A 21535-nucleotide genomic window follows, 5' to 3' on the forward strand; every position below is an offset into this window, starting at 1 on the left:
CGGCGAGGAAATCAAAAGCATCATGGCCAAAAAAACCGAGAACAACGGTCCGTCCGTCAGTGCGCAGGAAGCGCTCGAATTCCACGCCATGGGCCGCCCCGGCAAGCTGGAGGTTGTCGCCACCAAGCCGATGGCGACGCAGCGCGATCTAAGCCTCGCCTATTCGCCGGGCGTCGCGGTACCTGTTCTGGCCATCGCCGAGGACCCCAGCCGCGCCTTCGACTACACGACGCGCGGCAACATGGTCGCCGTCATCTCCAACGGCACCGCCATCCTTGGCCTCGGCAATCTCGGCGCGCTGGCCTCCAAGCCGGTCATGGAGGGCAAGGCGGTGCTGTTCAAGCGCTTCGCCGACGTCGATTCCATCGACCTCGAGGTCGACACCGAGGACGCCGACGAGTTCATCAATTGCGTGCGCTTCCTCGGCCCCTCCTTCGGCGGCATCAACCTTGAAGACATCAAGGCGCCGGAGTGTTTCATCATCGAGCAGCGCCTGCGCGAACTGATGGACATCCCGGTTTTCCATGACGACCAGCACGGCACCGCCATCATCTCGGCCGCCGGCCTGATCAACGCGCTGGAGATCACCGGCCGCGACATGAAGACGACGAAGATGGTCTGCAACGGCGCCGGGGCCGCCGGCATCGCCTGCATCGAGCTGATGAAGGCGATGGGCTTCGCGCCCGAAAACATCATCCTGTGCGACACCAAGGGCGTCGTCTTCCAGGGCCGTACCGAAGGCATGAACCAGTGGAAGTCGGGACATGCGGTGAAGACCGAGGCGCGCAGCCTCGCCGAGGCGCTCGACGGTGCCGACGTCTTCCTCGGCCTCTCCGCCAAGGGCGCGTTGACCACTGCCATGGTGCAGTCGATGGCCAAGAACCCGATCATCTTCGCCATGGCCAATCCCGACCCGGAAATCACGCCGGAGGAAGTCGCCGAGATCCGCACCGACGCCATCATGGCGACCGGGCGTTCGGACTATCCGAACCAGGTCAACAATGTGCTCGGCTTTCCCTACATCTTCCGTGGCGCGCTGGATGTGCGGGCCACCACCATCAACGACGACATGAAGATCGCCGCCGCCCAGGCACTGGCAGCGCTAGCGCGCCAGGACGTGCCCGACGACGTCGCTGCAGCCTATCAGGGCAACCGGCCGAAATTCGGTCCCAACTATATCATCCCGGTGCCGTTCGACCCGCGCCTGATCTCGGCCATCCCGATCGCGGTCGCCAAGGCGGCGATGGATTCCGGCGTCGCCCGCAAGCCGATCCTCGATCTCGACCGCTACGCGCAGGAGCTGTCCGCCCGCCGCGACCCGATCGCCTCGACCTTGCAGCGCATCTACGACCGTGTGCGCCGCCAGCCCAAGCGCATCGTCTTTGCCGAGGGCGAGGAGGAGCAGGTGATGCGCGCCGCCGTTTCCTATGTGAACCAGCGGCTCGGCACCGCCATCCTGCTCGGCCGCGACGACGTCATCAAGGAGAACGCCAAGCACGCCGGCATCGACCTCAACAAGCAAGGCATCGAGATCATCAATGCCCGGCTGTCGCGCCGCAACGGCATCTACACCGACTATCTCTACGAGCGTATGCAGCGGAAGGGCTTCCTGTTCCGCGACTGCCAGCGGCTGATCAACAACGACCGCAACCACTTCGCCGCCTGCATGGTGGCGTTGGGCGATGCCGACGGCATCGTCACCGGTGTGACCCGCAACTATTCGACGGCGCTCGACGACATCCGCCGCGTCATCGACGCCAAGCCCGGCCACCGCGTCATCGGCGTTTCGATCGTGCTGGCGCGGGGCAGGACCGTGCTGGTCGCCGATACCGCCGTGCACGACATGCCGAACGCCGAGCAGATCGCCGACATCGCCGAGGAGGCCGCTGGCTTTGCCCGCCGCATGGGCTACGAGCCCAGGCTTGCCATGCTCGCCTATTCCACCTTCGGGCATCCGCAGGGCGAACGCTCCGAGCGCGTCCAGGAAGCCGTGCGCATCCTCGACAAGCGCCGCGTCGATTTCGAATATGACGGCGAGATGGCCGCCGACGTCGCGCTCAATGCGCGGGCCATGTCGCAGTATCCGTTCATCCGCCTGACCGGCCCGGCCAATGTCCTGATCATGCCGGCGTTCCACTCGGCCTCCATCTCGACCAAGATGCTGCAGGAACTCGGCGGCTCGACGGTGATCGGCCCGCTGCTCGTCGGGCTGAACAAACCGGTGCAGATCGTTTCGTTGAACGCCAAGGATTCAGACATCGTCAACATGGCGGCGATCGCGGCTTATACGGCGGGGGCTTGAGCGGCGGACGAAAGCCCCGTGAACGCCTTTCGAGTGATGCTAGGCCCAGGCCCTGGTCGAGGGCCGCACCACTCCACCTGAATATGTGCAACCGCAGGAATCCCGCGATTCAAGCCGAATTTATGGGAAAATCGCTGCGATCCATAAGATATTGATAATATCCGGTTGTTATACCAGAGAGCTGTCATCGATGTGCCAGAGGGGCATTTTGGACAGACCGGGGTGGTGACAATCATGGATTTGCAGCCGTGAAGCACGATACGATTCCCGCATCCGTGGTCGGCGAGCGAGCCTATCACGACGAGCGCCTGGATGCGCTGCTCAGCATCACCGGCCGCATGGACGGCTACCTCTACCGCTGCCGCAACGATGCGTCCTACACCATGCTCTACATCAGCGACGGCGTTCTCACCGTCAGCGGCTATCCGCCAACGGATTTCGTGCACAACGCCGTGCGCGATTATGTTTCGGCCATCCATCCGGACGACCTCGCCTCGGTCTATGCCGCCGTCGACGCCGCCCTCGAAGCGCGCTGCAACTGGAACGTCGACTACCGCATCGTGCCGAGGGCCGGCGAGCCGCTTTGGGTCCGCGAGATCGGCGGCGGTGTCTGGGACGCCGCCGGCGAACTCGAATTCCTGGAAGGTTTCGTCGTCGACATCAGCGACCGCAAGGTTGTCGAGGACCTCAATTCCCAGCTGCTGCTGGATCTGAAGACCGCCAACGAGGAGCTATCCGCGCAAAAGCGCGAGATCGAACTGGCCAAGCAGCAGAGCGACCATTCCGCCAACCACGATCTGTTGACGGACCTGCCCAACCGGCGTGCGTTCCACAACGAGCTCAAATCGGTGGTCGCCCGCTGCGGCGCCACCGGCGAGGCCGCCGGTCTTCTGTTCATCGACCTCGACCGCTTCAAGGAAGTCAATGACACGCTCGGCCACGAGGCCGGCGACGCGCTGCTGCAGCGCGTATCGAGCCAGCTTCGCTCGATCCTGCGCAGCGCCGATTTCGTCGCTCGGCTCGGCGGCGACGAGTTCGCCTTCCTGTTTTCGGGCGCCGCCGATCTGGCACAGCACAAGGCCGTGCGCGTTGCCGAACGCATCCTGGAAAGGCTCCAGATCAAGGTTCCCACACCGGATGGCGCCATTCAGGTCGGCTGCACCGTCGGCGTGGCCATGTATCCGGCGGAAGCCGCCGATTCCGAAGCGCTGGTCGCGCTCGCCGACCGGCTGATGTACATCGGAAAAAAGAGTGGCCGCAACCGGTTGGTCACCGCCACGGAAATGGCACCGCAACAGCCATCGTCCGCGCCTCGTCCCTCAATCCGCAGGACTGCCTAGGCACGTCTATCAAGGGCGTGCACCGAAGCGGTCAAGCCGGCGCGAACACGCGTGCGGCCTCGACGACCTGCTCGATCTGATCCTGCCGGAGCAGGTCGATCGGAACGCGGCCATCGAGTTGTGCCGAGGGGCGTGTCAGCCACAGCCAGGCCAGCCTGGGATTGCTGATCAGGGACAGCACGTCATGGATGCCCGCGACCGGCCTGCCGTCGACGAACTGCGTCAGCGGGAAGACATGCTTGCGGCCGCCCTTGCGCAGGGCGATGACCTCACCCCGCCTTTGCCAGCGATGCAGGGTCGAGCGGGCGATGCGCATGTTCTCTTCCAGATAGGTCGATCCGGCGACGCGCCCGGCCCAGTCCTCTATCAGCATCGATTCGAGGTCGTCGGCGCGCGACGACGGGGAAGCAGGTCCATCGAAATCCACGGGGGATGCCGGCGGCAGCCCCGTCGCGCCGCCTGTGCCGGCGTCGCTGCGGCGCGCGGCTTCCGCCGCCAGCGCGCGTACGAATTTCGATGCAAGCCCGGGAAGGTCGGCATGGATGGCGTCGATGGCACGCTGATGCTTCGGCGACAGCAAGGTGACGGCGGAAGCTATGCTGCCGGCAATCTTGCCGACCGAGACCATGGTGGGTCTGTTGATGGCCTCGTCATAGTGGGCAAGCGCACGTTCGACATCCTCCGCGACCATTTCCGCGAAGTCGTCCTGCTTGATGCCGGTTGCCTGGATTTGAAATCTGTTCATGCATCTGTCTCTTGGGCCGGGCGCTCCTCCCACAGCTGCGGCCGGTTGTTGAACGGCTAGAGCGGAGAGCGGAGATCGCGGCGGCAACAGATGCAGCGGCCCGACAGCATGCTGTCTTGCATTTTATGACACCCCAACTGACTGCAGGCGTCCCGAAATGTCAGTCTCAGGTCGCCTAGATTGCGTGTAGGGGCGATGTATGACAACCGCGCGACGGTGAGAGGCGGGCGGCCGAGCTGCCGATCTCCCCCCTAGTGGGGGTGATGCCCGGTAGGGCAGAGGGGGGCGCCAAGGATCGCTACGGAGCGGTGCTCTCGTCCTCGCCACAACGCTCGGCGTCGCGCTATGGATCAGAAATTCATGCCCTTCATTTTGAGGTTGGCGGCAGTGTAATACCTTGGAGAGGCTGGCGGGACAGCGCCCCCCTCTGGCCTGCCGGCCATCTCCCCCACGTGGGGGGAGATCGGAAGCTTTCAGCGCTACAGCAACCCGGCCTGCTCAGCCTCGCGGCGCAGGTTCTGGCGCGGGCGCGGGCCGATCTGCTGGATCACCAATCCGGCCGCCAGCGAGCCAAGGTCGCCGCAGGCCTTGAGGTCGCGGCCTTGCGTGTAGCCATGCAGGAAACCGGCGGCGTAGAGGTCGCCGGCGCCTGTCGTGTCGACCAGTTCCTTGATCGCGGTCGCCTGGATGAGCACGGTCTCGTCGCCGCGCACGATGACCGAGCCTTTTTCCGAGCGCGTCACGGCGGCGATCCGGCAATCCTTGCGGATCTGCGCCAGCGCCTCGTCGAACGAAGACGTCTGGTAGAGCGACTTGATCTCGTGGCTGTTTGCAAAGACGATGTCGACGGTGCCCGAGCGCATCAGGTCGAGGAACTCGTCGCGGTAGCGATCGACGCAGAACGAATCCGAGAGTGTCATCGACACCTCGCGGCCTGCCGCGTGCGCCAGCTTCGCCGTCTGCCGGATCGCTTCCTTGGCCCGCGGCGGGTCCCACAGATAACCCTCGAAATAGGTGACCTTGGCGCCGGAAGCCTTGTCGGCCTCGACATCCTCCGGCCCGAGTTCGATGGCGGCGCCGAGATAGGTGTTCATCGAGCGCTCGCCGTCGGGGGTGACGAAGATCATCGAGCGCGCCGTCGGTGGCTCGCCCTTGAGCGGCCTGGTGTCGAAGGCGACGCCCTGCGCATGGATGTCGTGCGCGTAGATTTGGCCCAGCGCATCGTTCGAAACCTTGCCGAAGAAGGCGACGCGGCCACCGAAGCTGGCGACGCCGGCCGCCGTGTTGCCCGCGCTGCCGCCGGACGCTTCGATCGCCGGGCCCATGCGGCTGTAGAGCAGTTCGGCGCGCTGGGTGTCGATGAGGTTCATCGCGCCCTTGATGATGCCGTTGGTCTCGAGGAAGTCCTCGTCGCACTGGGCGATGATGTCGACAATGGCATTGCCGATGCAAAGCACGTCATAATCCGGCATCAATGTCTCCGCCAAAAACCCGAGCCGGCTTCTTGCCATGCCCGGGCGGGTCTACAGCAAGACTCCGAAAATTGGCAACCGATTTTCTGTCGTTGCCGGCGTGGCGGCGATGACCATTCCCTTGTCGAGGAAGGCGCGGAGCCGCGGTTCTTGCAAACCGGGGTGCGCCTCCGCGACGAGGCGCTATGACAATTCGACCGTGGCCGAAGCATTTCGTCGCGGCGCTGCTTACAAGCCTGGCCAGCCGATCATTTTTCTAAGGCGAGCCAGCCCCATGCCTACAAAGAACAGGCCGACAAAGAACGATATGACCACCGACCTGGCGCTGCTCGCCGTGCTGGCGGTGCTTTGGGGCGCCTCCTATACCTTCATCAAGATCGGCGTCGAGACGATCCCGCCGGTCACGTTCATTGCCGCGCGCACCCTGATCGCGGGTGGTATCCTGTTCGCCATCATCCGCTGGCGCGGGCTTGCCATGCCGGGCGATGCGGCAAGCTGGCGCCGCTTCGCCTTCCAGGCATGCCTCAACAGCGTCGTGCCGTTCACGCTGATCGCAGCGGCCGAGCGCTCCGTTGATGCCGGTCTCGCCACCATCCTCAACGCGACCTCGCCGATCTTCACCTTCCTGCTGACCGCGCTCATCACCCGCCACGAGCCGGTCACGCTGCGCAAACTGATTGGCGTCGGCGCCGGCATTGCCGGCATCTGCCTCATCATCGGCACCGAGGCGCTGGGTGGTCTCGGTCATGAGCTCTGGGCGCAACTGGCAATCGTCGCGGCGACGATCTGCTACGCCGGTGCGGCTATCTTCGGCCGTGGCTTCAAGGGCCTCGACCCGATGCTGCCCGCCGCCGGCTCGATGCTGTGCGGCGCCATCATCCTGCTGCCGCTCAGCCTGATGGTCGACCAGCCATGGACGCTCGCGCCATCGATGGCGTCGATCCTGGCCTTGCTCGGCCTGTCGGTGTTTTCGACCGCGCTGGCCTTCGTCATCTATTTCCGCCTCATCCACACGCTGGGCTCGGTCGGCACCACCTCGCAAGCCTATCTGCGCGTACCGATCGGCGTCGGCATCGGCGCCGTCTTCCTCGGCGAAAGCCTCGGCCCGACGGCATGGCTGGGCATGGGTTTTGTTATCGCAGGCGTCGCAGCCATGACCATCCCGGTTCGAAAGCCGGCGCTCGCGCGATAAGGCAGGGCAATCGCTGCGAAGATAGTCTCCGACTTGTGGCGGGGAGAAGGGGCTGGCCGCAACCTTGGCGTCTCTCCTGCGTCTTTGGGAATTGGCGAAACCATCGACGAGAGGGCCCCTCTCCCCGTCACCATACGGGGAGAGGATGCCGGCAGGCAGGTGAGGGGCAGCGCCCACGTCCGGAAGGGGAGTGGGGCGAGTTCGAAACCTGAAACGATTGCCTTGGCCCGAAAGCGATCCGCGCTTGTGGCGGGCAGGTGTGTCGCCTATCTCCGGACGATCCGTTCGACGTGAGGTTGGAAGCACCGTGATCTCTGACGCCGCCCGCGCCGCCGCCGGCCAGTTGTTCTCGCCCGAATTCCGTTCGGTGTTCATCAAGACGCTCGGGCTGACCTTGCTGGCGTTGGTGGCCTTGTGGTTCGGCCTCACCAGCCTCGTCGAGTGGCTGGCCCTGCCGTGGCTCCAAACGCTGTTGCCCGGCATGCCGTCCTGGGCCGGCTGGCTCGGCGGCATCATCGCCGCCATCGCCCTTGCCTTCGGCATGGCGTTGCTCATCGCCCCGGTCACGGCGATCATCGCCGGCCTGTTCCTCGACGACATCGCGGAAGTCGTCGAACGCACCGATTATCCGGGCGACCCGGCCGGACGCGCCATGCCGGCGCTGCGCTCGCTGGTCTTGTCAGCCAGGTTCCTGGGCGTCGTCATCCTCGGCAACATCGTCGCCCTGCTGCTCCTTCTGGTACCGGGCGTCAACATTGCCGCCTTCTTCATCGTCAACGGCTATCTGCTGGGGCGTGAGTTCTTCGAATTCGCCGCCATGCGCTTTCGCCCGGAAGAAGAGGCCAGGGCCTTGCGCAGGCACTATGCCGGCACGGTGTTCCTCGCCGGGCTGGTCATATCAGCCTTCCTGGCCGTGCCGCTGCTCAACCTGGTGACGCCGCTTTTTGCCGCCGCCATGATGGTGCATCTGCACAAGGCGATCAGCGGACGGGAAGCGGTTCGCGTCTCGCCGGGGTGAGGTTCTGTTCAGCGCAACAGGAATCCGCGCCCCAACTCATCATCGGCTTCGACGATGAATTCTGCTCGCCCGGAATAGTAGGCGCGGCCGCCGACGCGGGCGATGATTGCTTCGTGCGGGCCAGCCGTCGCCGTCCGCACCACTGCCCCGGAAAAGCGCGAGCCGGCGATGCTTTCGAATGTGCGCGTCTGCTCGATGTCGATCTCGCCCTTGGCATGCATGGCCGCCAGCCGGGCGGTCACGCCGGAGCCGGTCGGCGAGCGGTCGACCTCGGCCTCGGCGAAGACGCAGATGTTCTTGGTCACGTCGCCGGAAAACGCGTCGCGGCCATCGGTCAGGATGGTGCCGTAAAGGAAGGCAAGGTCGGCATGGTCGGGATGCGACAGCGGCAGCTCGGCCTTAAGCCTGTTGGTCAGCGCCGTCGCCGCATCGACGAAATCGCGCACCCGGTCGCGGCCGAACTCCAGCCCGAACTGGTGACAGTCGGCCAGCGCGTAGAAGGCGCCGCCATAGGCGATGTCGAAACCGATCGTGCCATAGCCTTGCAGCTCGATCGCCTGGTTCCGTGCGAACAGGAATGCCGGAACGCTTTCGAACGAGACAGCACCGGCCTTGCCATCCCTGACCCCCACCGAAGCGACGACCAATCCACATGGCGCCTCGATGTTGACGGTCGTCATCGGCTCGCGTTTCGTCACCAGCCCTTCGTCGACGGCATAGCGGCCGAGCGCAACGATGGCGTGGCCGCACATGGTCGAATAGCCCTCATTGTGCATGAACAGCACGGCGAGGTCGGCGCCGGGCAGGTCCGGCTCGACCAACAAGGCGCCATACATGTCATAGTGGCCGCGCGGCTCGAACATCAAAATCTTGCGCAAATGATCGAGATGGTCGCGCACATAGGCGCGCTTTTCCAGGATGGTGCCATTCGGGATATCCGGGTAGCCGCCGGTAACGATCCTGAGCGGCTCGCCGCCCGTATGCATGTCGACGACAGTCAGCGTCATGCGACAGGCCTCTTAATCTGGGGATTTGCCAAACAAGGCCTGCAATTTGCCGAACGGCATGGCTGCGCGGGTGAAGCCGAACGTGCCGTCCTGCTGGATCTCGCGTGCCGCCGTTTCCAGCATGCCATAAGCGAAATTGGTCAACCACGGCCCGAGCGAAATGCGCTTGACGCCGGCCGTGGCGAGATCGGCGACGGTGAAGCCGGGCCTCGCCATGACGTTGACCGGTTTGCTGACCGCCGAGCAGATCGTGCGCACCATCTCTATATCACCGATGCCTGGCGCATAGAGCACGTCGGCGCCGGCCTTCTCAAAGGCCTGCAGCCGCTTGATGGTGTCGTCGAGATCGGACCTGCCCCACAGGAAGTTCTCGGCCCGCGCGGTGAAGACGAAATCGCGCTTCAACGCCCGCGCCGCCTCCACGGCGGCCGCGACGCGCTCGACGGCGTGCGAGAAATCATAGATCGGCTTGTCCGGATCGCCGGTGTGGTCCTCGATCGAGCAGCCGGCAAGGCCGGCCGCTTCGGCCGCGAAGATGGTTTCGGCGGCGCGCTCGGCGCTGTCGCCCTTGCCTCTCTCGAGGTCGGCCGAGACCGGCAGGCTGGTCGCCGCCGTCACGTCGCGGCAATGATGGATCATCGCCTCGAAGGTCACGGCGCCGTCCGGCAGGCCGCGCGAAAAGGCAAAGCCGGCGCTGGTCGTCGCCAGCGCCTTGAAGCCGAAAGAATCCAGCAGCTTCGTCGTGCCGACATCCCAGGGATTGGGCATGACGAAGGTCGAGGCATGCAGGTCACGAAAGATCTTGCCCTTGTCCATGGTAATTCCCCCCATCATGTGCGGCGTGGCGGAAAGGATTCTATCCTGCCCTCCCTGGCCGGGCAAACGAATGCCATTGGTTCAGAAGCGTTTGGCGTTCTCTCCTGCCAATTTTTCCAGCGCGTCGGAATCCTTGGAGTAGTGCGAGGCCGTGGTGTCCCAGTGATAGGTGACGGAAATGTCCTGCGACGCAGCCGCGGGCGGCGCGTCATCGCAGCTTTCACCGTTCGGCACCGTGGCATCGGTCACCGTCACCTTGATGGCGGCAAAAGGCCGATCGTCGGCGATGGCCTGTAAGGCCACGTCCTGCTTGCGGCTGTAGCTGCACAGGTTTTCATCGAACGTATAGATCATGTCGATCAGTTCGAACTTGTCGCCGCGAACCATGATCAGCGGCGTGGCCACATAGTTCTGGTTCGAATTGAAATGCGCGCTCATGGTGATGAGGATGTCATCGTTGATGCTGACGGAAAGCTTGCCGGGTTCCCGGAAATAGGTGCCACGGTCGACCGCGACATTGACGGCGTCGAGCAGCTTTGGCTTGGCCGAAGTGTCGTAAAGCGCCAACACCGCATAGCCTTCGGCACTGTCGGGAGAATCGCCGAGGTCGAACAACATTGCCAGCCGGTCCTTGCCGCCAGCCTTGAGGGCCAGCACCGCGGCATTGGAAAAGCCCGATGTCTCGGGCGGCGAACCGCCGCTGTCCGGACCCTCGATGTGGCGCATGTCGATCGGCAGCCCACCCTTGTAGAAGCCGTCCTTGTCCGCGGCGAGATCCGGTATGACCATCCGCGCCAGGTCGAGATAGGTGACGTCCTGGTGGCCGGGCAGCGCGCTGCCGAGTTCCGGGAAGCTGACGGCTTGCGCGCCGGCGGCTGTCCAGAGAAATGGCAGCAGCGTCAAGGCGAGGATGAAGCGAAGCAGGTTCGTTGTCATAGGCGCGCCTTGGTCTGTCGGGCGCGCGGAACGTAGCATAGCGGTCCGGGACGTCCAATCCGTCCGTCAAACCCGGCGGATCGGTGGCCGGTAGGTCAGTGGATCGGCACCAGCCCGGCCAGCTCGCGCATGTCGTTGAACAGGATGCCGCCGGCCTGGATCAGGCCGTCGCGGTCGGAATAGGGGTCGCCATGATAGGAAAACACCCGCATGCCGGCGGCAATGCCGGCTTGCGTGCCGGCGACGCTGTCCTCGATGACGACGCAGTCGGCGGGCGCGAAGCCCATCGTCTTGGCCGCATGCAGGAACAGGTCGGGGAATGGCTTGCCGCGCCCGACCATCGTCGAGCTGAACATCGCGTGTTCGAACAGCGACAACAGCCCGGTCTGGCCGAGTGTGATGTGCATCTTCGACACCCGGGCCGAGGTGGCGACGCAATAGGCGATGCCGGCTGAGCCCACGGCTTCGACAAACTCGCGGACGTAAGGGATCGCCTCGACCCCGTGGGCGAACAGGTCCGGCAGGCCGGCATTCCAGCGGTCGACGAAATCGGCGCCGAGCCGGACGCTGGTCTCCTCTTCAATCTGTTTTTGCACCGACGCCATGCTGCGGCCGGAGAAATGCTTGCGGCAATATTCGAAGCTCGTCGGATAGCCGGCGGTAACAAGCCATTCGGCGAGGCGTCGATTGGCCAGATTCTCCGTATCGACCAGGATCCCGTCGCAGTCGAAGATGACGAGTTTTGGCAGTTCGGGCATCAGGCGGTGCCGGTCGATCCGAACCCGCCCGAGCCTCGCGCCGTGCCGCCAGCCAGGCTGCGCTCTTCCACGGCCGCCTGCGTCACCGCCGCGAAAACGATCTGGGCGATGCGCATGCCGCGCGTCACCGCGAAATCCTCGTCGCCGAGATTGATCAGCAGCACCTTCACCTCGCCGCGATAGTCGCTGTCGATGGTGCCGGGCGTGTTGAGGACGGTAAGACCATGTTTGAAAGCAAGGCCGGAGCGTGGCCGGACCTGGCCTTCCATGCCTTCGGGAATTTCCAGGATCAGCCCGGTCGGCACCAGGGCGCGTTTTCCAGGCAGGATCAGCAGCGGCCGGTCGTCGGCCACCGCTGCGCGCAGATCCATGCCGGCCGCGCCGGGGCTTTCATAGGCGGGGAGGGGAAGTCCTTCACCATGCGGCAACCTGACGAAGCCGACGGTCGGACCGATGACGGAGGGATTTTGAAGGGCTGCGCGCATAAAATCGATCCTATCGGCGCGAACGACGATTCAGTCAACTCAGGTCTAGCGCTATCAACGGCTTTCTTTCGGGCATCACTATGGCCTCCGGCATCCAGGTCAGTCCGACATCACCTGAATCCGAGCAGACCTAGCGCAGTTCCATTGGAACCACGGTGGTCTCCTTGATCTCCTCCATCACGAAGGAGGCCGAAACGTCCGACAGCGCCACCTTGGCGATCAGCCGCTGGTAGAGCCGGTCATAGGCCTTCACGTCGGCGACCCGGGCGCGCAGCACGTAGTCGAGGTCGCCCGACATGCGATAGACGCCGGTGATCTCGGGAAAGCCGGTCACCGCCGCCCGGAATTTCTGCAGCCAGTCCGGGTCGTGGTTGGACGTGCGGATCAGGACGAACACCGAGAGGCCAAGCCCGAGCTTTTCGGCATCGACCAGCGCCACGCGGCCGGTGATGACGCCGTCCTCCTCAAGTCGCTTCACCCGGCGCCAGCAGGCATTGCGCGACAAGGCCACCCGTTCCGACAGCTGGTCGACCGACAGCGTGCCGTCGCGTTGCAGTTCGGTGAGCAATTTTCGGTCGATTTCGTCGATTTCCAGCACCATGTGGGATGTTTGTCCCATGGAGTGCCCAAATACAAGGACATTTTGAGACCAATGAACCGGCGAAGCGTGTCAAGATACTCATATCAGGAACACCAAGCGCTGAAAGGGGAATAGCATGTCGCTCGCAACGATCTTCACCTCTCATCCGGCCAAGGTCGGTGAAACCTATTTCGGCCATATGGCCTTTGCCGCCTGGTTCTCGTCGCGGTTGTTGATGGCGGCGGGTGCCGCGCTCGTTCACGCTTTCTTACCATTTCTGTTCGAGACTACCGCCAGCCGAATCGTCCGCGAGCTTTACGAGCGGACGCACAACAGAGGCTCGCACGGGACCAAGGAGCCAGCGGCTCTCATGGATCGTGCCTAGAGGACGACAGAAGCGATGTGCCGGTGGGCGGCCTATCTCGGTGAAGCGGTTTTTCTCGAAGACATCCTCACGGCGCCCTGTCACTCGCTGATTGCCCAGAGCCATTGCGCCCAGGAAGCGAAATCGCCGACCAATGGCGATGGCTTTGGCCTTGCCTGGTATGGCGACCGGCCGGAGCCCGGTCTCTACCGCGACATCCTGCCGGCCTGGTCCGACCCCAATCTGAAGAGCCTGTGCCGGCAGATCAAGTCGGGCCTGTTCCTTGCCCATGTGCGGGCCTCGACCGGCGGCGCCACCAGCCGCATGAACTGCCATCCCTTCATTTCGGAGCGCTGGTCGTTCATGCACAACGGCCAGATCGGCGGTTTCGAGAAGATCCGCCGGGCGCTGGAAAACTCGCTGTCCGACGCCGTCTTCGACCAGCGCGAAGGCACCACTGATTCCGAATTGTTTTTCCTGCTGATGATCGACGAAGGATTGGTGGCCGATCCGCAAGGCGCCGTCTCGCGCGCCACCAGCCGCGTGCTTGAAGCCTCGCGCCGGGCCGGCCTCGAGCCGGTGCTGAAACTCACCGCCGCCTTCTCCGACGGCCAGGCGCTGCACGCGGTGCGCTATGCCACCGACGCCCACGCCCCGACGCTTTACACCTCCGTTTTCCGCAAAGGCGGCGGCCGCTGCATTGTTTCCGAGCCATTCGACCGCGAGGGCGGCGACTGGCAGGCGATCCCGCGATCGAGCTTCGTCACCATGACCACGGATGGTATCGCCATCCGTCCCTTTGCACCCGCATCGGCTCGGCTGGCACTGGCCGTCTAGTTACAAATTGCGGCAGCGTCGCAGGACAGAGGGGGCGCCGTAGAGCGCCGACCTCAGCAGCGTCGGCGCGCAATTCCGATCAAGCGCAGCCGATCCTCCAATGCTCAACTCCGCTTGAAGTCGCGTCGCTGTCGGCCATCTTGATCTGGACACGCGCGGCCAAGCCGGAGCATTGACTATGGACATCGTCTTTTCCTCAACCGTGGCGCTGGCCGCCGCGATCGCCGCGCGGAAAATCTCGGCTGTCGAGGCGCTCGACGCCCATCTGGCGCAGATCGACAGCCACAATGGGGCTGTCAACGCCGTCATCTCGCTCGACCGGGAAGGCGCTCGCGAGCGCGCAAAAAGAGCCGACGCAGCGCCGGCGCGCGGCGAGGTGCTCGGGCCGCTGCATGGCGTGCCGTTCACGCTGAAGGACATGCACGAGACGGCAGGCATGAAGACCACGGTCGGTTTTCCCGCTTTCGCCGATTATGTCGCCAAGCGGGACAGCCCGGTCGTTGCCAGGCTGAAGGCGGCCGGCGGCGTGCTGATGGCCAAGACCAATGTCGCGACCATGCTGGGAGACTGGCAGTCGAGCAATCCGCTGTTCGGCCGCACGAGCAATCCGTGGGACCTCCAGCGCACCGTCGGCGGCTCCAGCGGCGGCGCGGCGGCGGCGCTTTGTGCAGGGATGACGCCGTTCGATGTCGGCACCGACATGCAGGACTCGATCCGGCTGCCGGCCGCCTTCTGCGGTGTCTATGGCCTCAAACCGACCGAGCATCGCGTCTCGCTGGCCGGCGCCTTTCCCGATCCGGGAGGTGTCGCGCGCAGCGTGCGGCTGATGTCATGTCTTGGCCCGCTGGCGCGCAGCGTGGAAGATCTGGCCTTGATCTATCAAATCATTGCCGGCCCCGACGGAAGCGATACCGATCTTGCGCCGGTGCCGGTCGAAGGCATGCCGAAGCTCGACCCCAAGACATTGCGCATCGCCTTCGCACCGAACCTTCCAGGGTTTCCGGTGGCCAGCGAGATCAGCGCCGCGGTCGAAAGTCTGGCAAGGCAGCTGCAATCGGCAGGGGCGACCGTCGAGGAAGCGAAACTTCCAAAACTCGATCTGCACGACGATCTCAAGCAAGGCGGCGCGCTCATCGGCATGATGATGGAGGCCGCGCAGCCGGAGCCGCCTGAGGAGCCGACACCGGTCTCGCGCTGGTTCGAGGCGCTCGCCCGCCGCGACAAATCCATTCTCGCCTGGGACCAGTTCTTCGAAACCTGGGATGCGCTGCTTTGCCCGGTCGCCATGACGACGGCCTTCCCGCATTGCGATTCGGGCGCGCCAATCCAGGTCGACGGCAAAGAGCAGAGCTACTGGATGCTGCCGGCCTATGGCGCCGTATTCAACTACAGCGGCCATCCGGCACTTTCGCTGCCGTGCGGACAGGACAGCGACGGTTTGCCGATCGGCCTGCAACTGGTCGGCAAACGTTGGTCGGAGTCGCGGCTGCTCGGCGTCGCCAAGGCAATCGAACCGCTGGCGGGTGGCTTTCGTCGTCCGCCGGGTTACTGAGCGAAGCGCGACAGCCCGTAGGGCGCCAGCAGCGGGTCGCGCTCGCCGTCGAGAATTTCCCGGGCGGCGAACAGGCCGACAGCCGGCGCCAGCGTGATGCCAGAATGCATGACCGCGACGTAGAGGCCGTCCAGGCCCTCGGCACGGCCGATGATCGGAAAACCGTCGATCGGCGTCGGCCGGTAGCCAACCGTATGGAAATCCAGCTCCAGTCCGTCGCCGCCGTGCAGCATGGCTTTCAGGGCCGCAAACAGGTCGCGGGCGGTGACTTCGGCATCCATGCCAGGGTCGGCGCCGCCAAAATCCGAGCCGGCGATGATGCGGCCCTCCGCCGTCTGGCGCATATGCAGGCGCTCGGCCAGCACCAGCCCGTTGAGCAGTTTTGCATAAGGCCGCGAATGGACGATCAGCCCGGGCGGTATCTCGATCGGCAGGTTGATTCCGGCCGTCGCGGCGATAGGCGGTGACCCGACGCCCGCCGCGATCACCACCTCGTCGGCGGCTATCAGGCCATGCGATGTGTCCACGCCGTTGATCTGGCCGCCGGTCTGGACCAGCGCCGTCACCGTGCTGGAGATGATCCGCGCTCCGCGCCGTTCGGCGTCCGCCAGCAGCGCCCTGGTGGTGGTCACCGGTTCGGCGACACCCTCTTCGGCGACATGCAAGGCGACATCCGGCAGCTCGGCGAGATTGGGCTCAAGGCGCGCGACGCCAGCGCGGTCGACGTGCTTGATGCCGTAGCCCCAGGCGGAGTGCTCGGCGGCATAGGTTTCCATTGCGGCCGCCGACAAATCCCAGCACAGGCCGCCGCACCAGCTGAGCGGAATTTCGGGCAGGTCCCGCGCCAGCCGCGTCCATTCGGCCATCGCGCGGGTGCGCAACCGGAAATATGGCTGCGGATTGCCCCAGCTGGCATTGATCCAGGCGAAAGAGTTTGGCGTTGCGACGCCGCCGGCGGCGCTGTCGGCAATGATCGTCACCTGCGCCCCCGCTCTGCTCAGATGCCAGGCGATGGAGGCACCGATGATGCCGGCGCCGATAACGATCACTTGTTTCGCCACAGTCATGCTTGCTCCTCTGCCACGTGACCCCCTGAGGGCACTGATTCCAGTGCCATCCTCATGGTCGCTTGCCAACACCAAATACGTCACTTGACATCAATACGTACGTACGTATTATTTCACCATGGCTAGACAATCACTCCGCGAAAAACTCCTCGACGCTGGTTTCCGGACCATCTGGAATTCAGGCTATGCCGCTGCCGGCGTGCGAGACATCGTTGCCGCGGCCGATGCCCGGCCGGGTTCGTTCACCAACCATTTCGCCTCCAAGGAGGAGTTTGCCGGCGAGGTGCTCGACCGCTATTTCGCCTATGTCAGCGGCCTGGTCGAAGCAGCCCTTGCACAGGACGGGACGCCGCCCGTCGGCAGGCTACGCCGCTACCTCGATGTCATCACCTCGAAGCTCGAAGCGCATGACTGGGCGCGCGGCTGCATGATCGGCAATCTCAGCCTCGAAACCGCGGTGCACAGCGAACCGCTGCGCCTGCGGCTTGTCGCCATCTTCGAGCGTTGGCGCCAGCCATTCGCGGCCTGCATCGCCGAGGGTCAGGCGGCCGGTGACATCCCCCGGGCTTTCGATGCCGACGACCTCGCCGACTTCCTGCTGTCGTCGTGGCAAGGCGCCATGCTGCGCATGAAGGTCGAGCGCAGCCCGGCGCCGCTCGAGCGCTTCAAGAAAATCATCTTCAGCACAGTCTTTGCAAAGGAGCCGACCCAATGAGTTTGAACGCCGACAAGCCGCAATCCGGCTCCACCGCGCTGCGGCGCGAGGAAATCGCCGTGCTCGATTCGACCATGTCCTATGTCGAGGCCGGTGCGGCCGGTCCGACCGTGCTGTTCTTGCATGGCAATCCGACCTCATCCCACATCTGGCGCAACATCATCCCGCATGTCGCGCCGCTCGGTCGCTGCATCGCACCGGACCTGATCGGTTACGGCCAGTCAAGCAAGCCCGATATCGATTATCGCTTCTTCGATCATGTGCGCTATCTCGACGCCTTCCTCGATGCGCTCGACATCAGGGAAATGGTGGTGGTCGCGCAGGACTGGGGTACGGCACTTGCCTTTCATCTCGCGGCGCGGCGGCCACGCAACGTTCTCGGCCTCGCCTTCATGGAATTCATCCGGCCCTTCGAGCGTTGGGAGGATTTTCATCAGCGTCCACAGGCGCGCGAACTGTTCAAGGCGCTGCGCACGCCGGATGTCGGCGAGAAGCTGGTTCTGGAAGACAATGTCTTCGTCGAGAAAGTGCTGCCGGCCTCGGTGTTGCGCACGATGGGCGACGAGGAGATGACGGCTTACCGGGCGCCGTTCCCGACACCGCGATCGCGCAAACCGGTGCTGCGCCTGCCCAGGGAATTGCCGATCGAGGGTCAGCCTGCCGACGTCGCCGCCATCATCGAGCACGACCATCGTGCGTTGCGGCTTTCCACCTATCCGAAACTACTGTTCGCCGGCGATCCCGGTGCGCTTGTTTCGCCGCAAGCCGCAGGCGAATTCGCCGCCGGGCTGAAGAACTGCCGGTTCATCAATCTCGGACCTGGCGCGCACTATCTGCAGGAAGACCATGCCGACGCGATAGGCGAGGCCATTGCCGGCTGGCTTCCGGAGATCGTTCCGGCGAGCCACATGGCCGAGTTGGCCTGAGCGCGCCACGCCAACCGGCGGCGTCAGCGCCGCCGGACCGGTCGACAGCCCGGCACTGCGCTGCTAGAAGCCCGGCCTGTCACACGGAAATCCTGTAGAATGCCTGAAGCAATAGAAGAAGAAGTGGCGCGCCGCCGCACCTTCGCGATCATCGCGCACCCCGACGCTGGCAAGACGACGCTCACCGAAAAGCTGCTGCTGTTCGGTGGCGCAATTCAGCTTGCCGGCGAGGTCAAGGCCAAGAAGGACAGGATCCAAACCCGCTCCGACTGGATGAAGATCGAGCGCGAGCGCGGCATTTCGGTCGTCACTTCGGTGATGACGTTCGAATATGAGGACAATGTCTTCAACCTGCTCGACACACCCGGCCACGAGGATTTCGCCGACGACACCTATCGCACGCTGTCGGCCGTCGACAGTGCGGTCATGGTCATCGACGCCGCCAAGGGCATCGAGCCGCGCACGCTGAAACTGTTCGAGGTCTGCCGGCTGCGCGACATCCCGATCATCACTTTCGTCAACAAGATGGACCGCGAAAGCCGCGACCCGTTTGAGATTCTGGACGAGATCGAGCAGAAGCTGGCGCTGGATACGGCACCGATCACCTGGCCGATCGGTCGCGGCAAGACGTTTTCCGGCACCTATCACCTGGCGCTGAACGCGGTGCGCAAGGGTGACGACGAGAAGGAACGCACGCCGGTCAACGGTCCCGATTCCAACCGCGTCGCCGGTCTGTTGCCGGAGAACGAGCGCGAGGCCTTCATCGAGGAGCTGGAACTGGCGCGTGAAGCCTGCCGTCCGCTCGACATCGACGCCTTTCGCGAGGGCCATCTGACTCCGGTCTATTTCGGCTCGGCGCTGCGCAACTATGGCGTCCGCGACCTGATCGAGGCGCTTGGCGCCTTTGGGCCGCCGCCGCGCGCGCAGGAGGCCGATGCCCGCAAGGTCGAGGCGACCGAGGACAAGATGACGTCCTTTGTGTTCAAGATCCAGGCCAACATGGATCCCAATCACCGCGACCGCATCGCCTTCGTCCGCGTCTGCTCGGGCAAACTCGAGCGGGGTATGAAGGCCAAGCTGGTGCGCACCGGAAAGCCGATGAGCCTGTCGGCGCCGCAATTCTTCTTTGCCCGCACCCGCGTTACCGCCGACGAGGCGTTTGCCGGCGACGTCGTCGGCATCCCCAACCATGGCACGCTGCGCATCGGCGATACGCTGACCGAGGGCGAGGAAATTCTGTTCCGAGGCGTGCCCAACTTCGCCCCGGAAATCCTGCGCCGCGTCCGCTTGGGTGACGCGATGAAGGCCAAGAAGCTCAAGGAAGCGCTGCACCAGATGGCCGAGGAGGGCGTCGTGCAATTGTTCTCGCCGGAGGATGGCTCACCGGCCATCGTCGGCGTCGTCGGCGCGCTACAGCTCGACGTCCTGAAGGAGCGGCTGAACTTCGAATACACGCTCCCGGTCGAGTTCGAGATGTCACGCTTTTCGGTCTGCCGCTGGATATCGGCAGAGGACAAGGCCGAGGTTCTGCGTTTCATCGAAGCCCATCGCGGCGACATCGCCCGCGACCTCGACAATGATCCGGTGTTCCTCGCCCAGCACGCCTTTTCGCTGAACTACGAAGCGGAACGCTGGAAGGCGATCCGCTTCGCCACGATCAAGGACTATCAGGTTCGCGACAAGGCCGCTTGACGCGCCATCTTGCCTTCTCCCCTTGTGGGAGAAGGTGTCGCCGAAGGCGACGGATGGTTCCAGGGAACGCCAAGGTCTCACTCCGCTGGAACACCCCTCATCCGTCTCGGCGCTGCGCGCCGATCCACCTTCTCCCATAAGGGGGAGAAGGGGAAGTCCGCTCACCCTCTGGCTGCTTCTTCGATCTTGGCGATGTCGATCTTGCCCATCTGCATCATCGCATTCATCGCCCGGCCGGCCTTGGCCCTGTCCGGATCCTGCAGCAGGCGCGGCAGTTGTTCCGGCACGACCTGCCAGGAAACACCGAACTTGTCCTTCAGCCAGCCACAGGGCCCTGGTTCGCCGCCACCCTCTGTGAGCCTGGTCCAGAAATGATCGACTTCTTCCTGCGTCTTGCAGTCGATCGATAGTGAGATCGCCTCGGTGAACTTGTATTGTGGTCCGCCGTTGAGCGCCAGGAACGGGACGCCGTCGAGTTCGAACGAGGCCACCAGCACCTTGCCCTCGTCAGCGTGACCCTTGGGCCAACGCGTCACGCTCAGTTCCTTCGAATTCTTGAAGACGGACATGTAATGGTTCATGGCCTCCTCGGCCTGTCCGTCGAACCACAGGAAGGTGGTGATCTTTTGCATGGTCTTTCTCCTCGTTTCTCTTGGGGGATGAAGGAAGCGTCAGGCGGCGCCTTTGGCAGCGTCCTGAAGTGAAGCGAGATAAGCGTCGAGCTGGGCATAGCTGTCGGCCATGCCGCGGGTCATACCGGTGCCGAGCGCGCCGTCGCGGGCCGCTTGCGAAGCGTAGAGCACCGTCTGCGTCAGAAGCGTCTTCCCACTCTGTTCGATGAAGACCACCGTCCCGACGGTTTCGCCGCCGGTCCAGTCCTCGTCGAACAATTCGGTGGCGACGATCCTGGCTGGACGCACGATTTCGCGATAGGCGCCGCTCATGCCCATGCTGCGGCCATCGCGGTGCTGCCAGACGTAGCGTGTGGCGCCGCCAACCCTGAGGTCGATTTCGCAGACCGCCAGCCGCCAGCCATCGGGACCGTGCAGCCAGCCCTTCAGCAACTCGGGTATCGTCCAGCAGTCAAAGACCATCGGCCGCGACGCATCGAAGATGCGGGTGATCTGGACCTCGCGGTCGCTGGGCGTGGTCACCGTCAGTGTGGCGACGGTCGAACCGGGCAAGGTTGTGGTGCTCATGATGATCCTCCTCATGTTTGCCAAAGGACGTGCGACAGGCCGGTGATCCGACACAGGCCGCGATGTTTTCGCGCTATTGGTCGGTACTGTCGGGGGCTTTCTCGGCCTTCATCGCGCCGAGCAACGCGTCGAGGCGCTGGAAGTTGCCTTCCCAGATCCTTCGATAACGCTCCAGCCAGTCATTGGCCTCTGCCAGCGGTTTTGCTTCGAGCCGGCACGGCCGGCGCTGTGCGTCGCGGCCGCGTGAAATCAGTCCGGCGTTTTCCAGCACCTTGAGGTGCTTGGAAATCGAGGGCTGGCTCATCGCGAAAGGCTCGGCGAGTTCCATCACGGATGCTTCGCCCTGGATGAGCCGGGCAAGAATGGCGCGGCGCGTCGGATCGGCGAGTGCGGCAAAAGTGGCGTCCAACTGGTTCATCGGGTATCCATAGCCAAATGGGTATATACCTGATTGGCTATATACAGGTGAACGCCGCTCGTCAACCGCACATCCGGATTTCGTGGCGCATTGCAAAATTGTGGCCAGACCAGG

Annotated in this window: 22 protein-coding genes; 10 read left to right on the top strand and 12 right to left on the bottom strand. The window is 64.2% G+C overall.

Going from position 1 to position 21535, the window contains the following annotated elements; genetic code table 11:
- The first annotated feature begins 22 nt into the window (after positions 1-22).
- Entirely contained in the window at positions 23-2302 is a 2280-nt protein-coding gene (locus AC1D08_RS03210) for an NADP-dependent malic enzyme (RefSeq protein ID WP_477225242.1), read from the top strand.
- Between the two features lie 248 nt (positions 2303-2550).
- Positions 2551-3642, top strand: a complete 1092-nt coding sequence (locus tag AC1D08_RS03215) for a sensor domain-containing diguanylate cyclase (RefSeq protein ID WP_477422535.1) — start codon at positions 2551-2553, stop codon at positions 3640-3642.
- A 31-nt stretch (positions 3643-3673) separates the two neighbouring features.
- On the opposite strand, the gene AC1D08_RS03220 is transcribed toward AC1D08_RS03215, so the two are convergent.
- Positions 3674-4387: an antitoxin Xre/MbcA/ParS-like domain-containing protein gene (locus tag AC1D08_RS03220; RefSeq protein WP_457150056.1), complete on the bottom strand. Its 714-nt coding sequence runs from the start codon at positions 4385-4387 to the stop codon at positions 3674-3676.
- Positions 4388-4866: 479 nt separating this feature from the next.
- Positions 4867-5859 carry an adenosine kinase gene (locus tag AC1D08_RS03225; RefSeq protein ID WP_457150057.1) on the bottom strand — a complete coding sequence of 331 codons (993 nt, stop codon included), beginning with the start codon at positions 5857-5859 and terminating at the stop codon, positions 4867-4869.
- A 307-nt stretch (positions 5860-6166) separates the two neighbouring features.
- Here AC1D08_RS03225 and AC1D08_RS03230 point away from each other — a divergent pair, with 307 nt between their 5' ends.
- Together AC1D08_RS03230 and AC1D08_RS03235 are read left to right on the top strand one after the other, a co-directional pair.
- Positions 6167-7051: an EamA family transporter gene (locus tag AC1D08_RS03230; RefSeq protein WP_457150058.1), complete on the top strand. Its 885-nt coding sequence runs from the start codon at positions 6167-6169 to the stop codon at positions 7049-7051.
- Positions 7052-7358: 307 nt separating this feature from the next.
- On the top strand, positions 7359-8069 hold the full coding sequence (locus AC1D08_RS03235; protein ID WP_457150059.1) for a sulfate transporter family protein: 711 nt from the start codon (positions 7359-7361) through the stop codon (positions 8067-8069).
- A gap of 8 nt (positions 8070-8077) precedes the next feature.
- Here the strand turns inward: AC1D08_RS03235 and AC1D08_RS03240 are convergent, their stop codons facing one another.
- The 6 genes from AC1D08_RS03240 to AC1D08_RS03265 form a co-directional block, all read right to left on the bottom strand.
- On the bottom strand, positions 8078-9076 hold the full coding sequence (locus AC1D08_RS03240) for a proline racemase family protein (RefSeq protein WP_457150060.1): 999 nt from the start codon (positions 9074-9076) through the stop codon (positions 8078-8080).
- A gap of 12 nt (positions 9077-9088) precedes the next feature.
- The gene (locus AC1D08_RS03245) at positions 9089-9892 is read right to left on the bottom strand and encodes an isocitrate lyase/PEP mutase family protein (RefSeq protein WP_457150061.1); all 804 of its coding nucleotides are present in this window, start codon (positions 9890-9892) and stop codon (positions 9089-9091) included.
- Between the two features lie 81 nt (positions 9893-9973).
- Positions 9974-10828: a hypothetical protein gene (locus AC1D08_RS03250; RefSeq protein WP_477422538.1), complete on the bottom strand. Its 855-nt coding sequence runs from the start codon at positions 10826-10828 to the stop codon at positions 9974-9976.
- Positions 10829-10923: 95 nt separating this feature from the next.
- Complete coding sequence (locus AC1D08_RS03255; RefSeq protein ID WP_457152759.1) at positions 10924-11586, bottom strand: HAD family hydrolase; 663 nt, start codon at positions 11584-11586, stop codon at positions 10924-10926.
- Positions 11586-12071 carry a dUTP diphosphatase gene (gene dut, locus AC1D08_RS03260; RefSeq protein WP_457152760.1) on the bottom strand — a complete coding sequence of 162 codons (486 nt, stop codon included), beginning with the start codon at positions 12069-12071 and terminating at the stop codon, positions 11586-11588. Before dut ends, AC1D08_RS03255 begins: the two co-directional genes overlap by 1 nt.
- 130 nt (positions 12072-12201) lie before the next feature.
- Positions 12202-12672, bottom strand: a complete 471-nt coding sequence (locus AC1D08_RS03265; protein ID WP_457152768.1) for an Lrp/AsnC family transcriptional regulator — start codon at positions 12670-12672, stop codon at positions 12202-12204.
- 115 nt (positions 12673-12787) lie between these two features.
- Here AC1D08_RS03265 and AC1D08_RS03270 point away from each other — a divergent pair, with 115 nt between their 5' ends.
- The 3 genes from AC1D08_RS03270 (at position 12788) to AC1D08_RS03280 (ending at position 15404) form a co-directional block, all read left to right on the top strand.
- Entirely contained in the window at positions 12788-13036 is a 249-nt protein-coding gene (locus AC1D08_RS03270) for a DUF6356 family protein (RefSeq protein WP_457152761.1), read from the top strand.
- A gap of 15 nt (positions 13037-13051) precedes the next feature.
- Complete coding sequence (locus tag AC1D08_RS03275) at positions 13052-13852, top strand: class II glutamine amidotransferase (protein WP_457152762.1); 801 nt, start codon at positions 13052-13054, stop codon at positions 13850-13852.
- Positions 13853-14030: 178 nt separating this feature from the next.
- The gene (locus AC1D08_RS03280) at positions 14031-15404 is read left to right on the top strand and encodes an amidase (protein WP_457152763.1); all 1374 of its coding nucleotides are present in this window, start codon (positions 14031-14033) and stop codon (positions 15402-15404) included.
- On the opposite strand, the gene AC1D08_RS03285 is transcribed toward AC1D08_RS03280, so the two are convergent.
- A complete protein-coding gene (locus AC1D08_RS03285) occupies positions 15398-16471 on the bottom strand; it encodes an NAD(P)/FAD-dependent oxidoreductase (protein ID WP_457152764.1) in 1074 nt (357 codons plus the stop codon). The two genes, AC1D08_RS03280 and AC1D08_RS03285, sit on opposite strands and share 7 nt — an antisense overlap.
- Positions 16472-16589: 118 nt before the next feature.
- On the opposite strand from AC1D08_RS03285, the gene AC1D08_RS03290 reads away from it, so the two are divergent.
- The 3 genes from AC1D08_RS03290 (at position 16590) to AC1D08_RS03300 (ending at position 19804) form a co-directional block, all read left to right on the top strand.
- Positions 16590-17186, top strand: coding sequence for a TetR/AcrR family transcriptional regulator (locus AC1D08_RS03290; protein ID WP_457152765.1), 597 nt, complete (start codon positions 16590-16592; stop codon positions 17184-17186).
- Positions 17183-18112, top strand: a complete 930-nt coding sequence (locus tag AC1D08_RS03295) for a haloalkane dehalogenase (protein ID WP_457152766.1) — start codon at positions 17183-17185, stop codon at positions 18110-18112. Before AC1D08_RS03290 ends, AC1D08_RS03295 begins: the two co-directional genes overlap by 4 nt.
- 99 nt (positions 18113-18211) lie before the next feature.
- A complete protein-coding gene (locus AC1D08_RS03300; RefSeq protein ID WP_457152767.1) occupies positions 18212-19804 on the top strand; it encodes a peptide chain release factor 3 in 1593 nt (530 codons plus the stop codon).
- 161 nt (positions 19805-19965) lie between these two features.
- Here AC1D08_RS03300 and AC1D08_RS03305 read toward each other — a convergent pair whose 3' ends face one another.
- The 3 genes from AC1D08_RS03305 to AC1D08_RS03315 all read right to left on the bottom strand — a co-directional run bounded on the left by AC1D08_RS03305 (position 19966) and on the right by AC1D08_RS03315 (position 21421).
- A complete protein-coding gene (locus tag AC1D08_RS03305) occupies positions 19966-20436 on the bottom strand; it encodes a VOC family protein (protein ID WP_095082685.1) in 471 nt (156 codons plus the stop codon).
- 39 nt (positions 20437-20475) lie between these two features.
- Positions 20476-21003, bottom strand: coding sequence for an SRPBCC family protein (locus tag AC1D08_RS03310; RefSeq protein ID WP_457155475.1), 528 nt, complete (start codon positions 21001-21003; stop codon positions 20476-20478).
- Between the two features lie 73 nt (positions 21004-21076).
- Entirely contained in the window at positions 21077-21421 is a 345-nt protein-coding gene (locus AC1D08_RS03315) for an ArsR/SmtB family transcription factor (RefSeq protein WP_095082680.1), read from the bottom strand.
- Positions 21422-21535 lie beyond the last annotated feature (114 nt).

It is taken from the genome of Mesorhizobium sp. P2_E6 (genome assembly GCF_056403835.1).